Origin of the sequence: Amycolatopsis sp. lyj-23 (assembly GCF_046549135.1) — a bacterium.
Classification (GTDB): domain Bacteria; phylum Actinomycetota; class Actinomycetes; order Mycobacteriales; family Pseudonocardiaceae; genus Amycolatopsis.
Genome location: NZ_JAJPWN010000046.1, coordinates 1 through 1,492, shown reverse-complemented (window position 1 = coordinate 1,492; position 1,492 = coordinate 1). Strand labels below are relative to the sequence as shown.

The 1,492-nt window shown below is 68.9% G+C and carries 1 protein-coding gene and 1 pseudogene; both read left to right on the top strand.

Going from position 1 to position 1,492, the window contains the following annotated elements; translation table 11 throughout:
* Positions 1 to 50 precede the first annotated feature (50 nt).
* A complete protein-coding gene (locus ACLJPY_RS50085) occupies positions 51 to 392 on the top strand; it encodes a helix-turn-helix domain-containing protein (RefSeq protein ID WP_410598081.1) in 342 nt (113 codons plus the stop codon).
* Positions 393 to 574: 182 nt separating this feature from the next.
* A pseudogene (locus tag ACLJPY_RS50080) lies at positions 575 to 1,492 on the top strand (hypothetical protein); the annotation flags it as partial.

Genomic DNA, 1,492 nt, shown 5'->3' with positions numbered 1-1,492 from the left:
TGCTGGATGGGACGATCAACCGAGCTCTGGGCTGGGAGTGAGGAGAGTCGATGACGGGCAAGAAGCGGTCGGTCAGCTACAGCTGGCGGTTGCGCGAGATCATGGCCGAGAACGGTATGTACCAGACGACCGAGCTGGTGGAGCCGCTGCACGAGCGCGGCATCTACCTGTCTGTCTCGCAGGTGCACCGGCTGGTGACCGGCACGCCGGAGCGGTTGTCGCTGCAAGTTCTGGCGGCGTTATGCGACATCTTCGCGACCGCGCCGTCGGAGCTGATCGTCACCGGCGCGGAGAACGTCGGGATCCGCAAGACCGGCACTACCGACCGGCCCGCACCGGCCGATGTCGCCGAGCTGCGGCCCCGGCGCGCCCGGATCACCAGCACCGAATGAGCCGTTCCAGCGAGGTCTGCTCCCGCTGCGATCTCCCGGTCTGCACCGACGGGCAGAAGACAAAGCTGCGTGATCCGCGGTTGCGGATCCGGATCCGCTGGCCCGAGGGCCCGGTCTGCGTGAAGTGCTACGACGACGCCGTGCACACGCGAGGACGGTGTGACGGCTGCGGCGTCGACCGGTTGCTGCCCGGAATCGACACGGCAGGCGCACGGCTGTGCACCGCGTGCGCGGGCGGTCTCGGCGACTTCACCTGCCGCCGATGCGGCCAGGAAGGACAGCGCTACCGCCTCGGCGAGTGCGCGCGCTGCGTCCTGTCCGAGCGGCTCGCGGCCTGTTTGGACGATGGAACCGGCGCGATCCCGGCCGCTCTGATGCCGTTCTACGAGTCGTTTCGAACGATGCCCCGCGGTCGCGGCGGCCTGTTGTGGCTGTCCAAACCGCACATCCCGCCACTGCTGCGCGCGCTGGCCGGCGGAACCGTGCCGCTCACCCACGCCGGGCTGAGCACGCTGCAGCCCTGGCGAGCGGTGATCCACCTACGCGATCTGCTCGTCGAAGCCGGAGTTCTCCCGCCGGTCGATCGATTCCTGTTCCTCCTCGAGCAGTGGCTCCCCGGCTGGCTGGCATCGATCGAGGATCCTCAGCACCGTGGACTGCTCGAGCGCTTCGCGACCTGGCACGTCCTCCGGAAGCTCCGAAACACCTCGGCGACTCAGCCCATCAACTCCGGCCGCGCCAACCTGGCCCGGCACGTCCTGCGGACATCCGCGCAATTCCTGAGCCACCTGGCCGAGCACGATCGGCACCTCGGCGACTGCGGCCAGGCCGACATCGACCGCTGGTTCGCGACCGATCTCCGCCGCGCGGAACACTCCCGCGCGTTCCTGCGCTGGTGTGTCAGTCAGCGCGAACTGACCCGTCTGCGGCTCCCGCCCGTCGTGAAGAAGACCGGCGCGCGGCTGAGCCAGCGCCAGCGCCTGGCGTTCATCCGGCGCGTGCTCACCGACACCTCTATTCCGCCGGCCGACCGGGTGCTCGCACTGCTGATTCTGCTCTACGCACAACCACTGGTGAAGATCGCGCGGCTGACCGTCGAC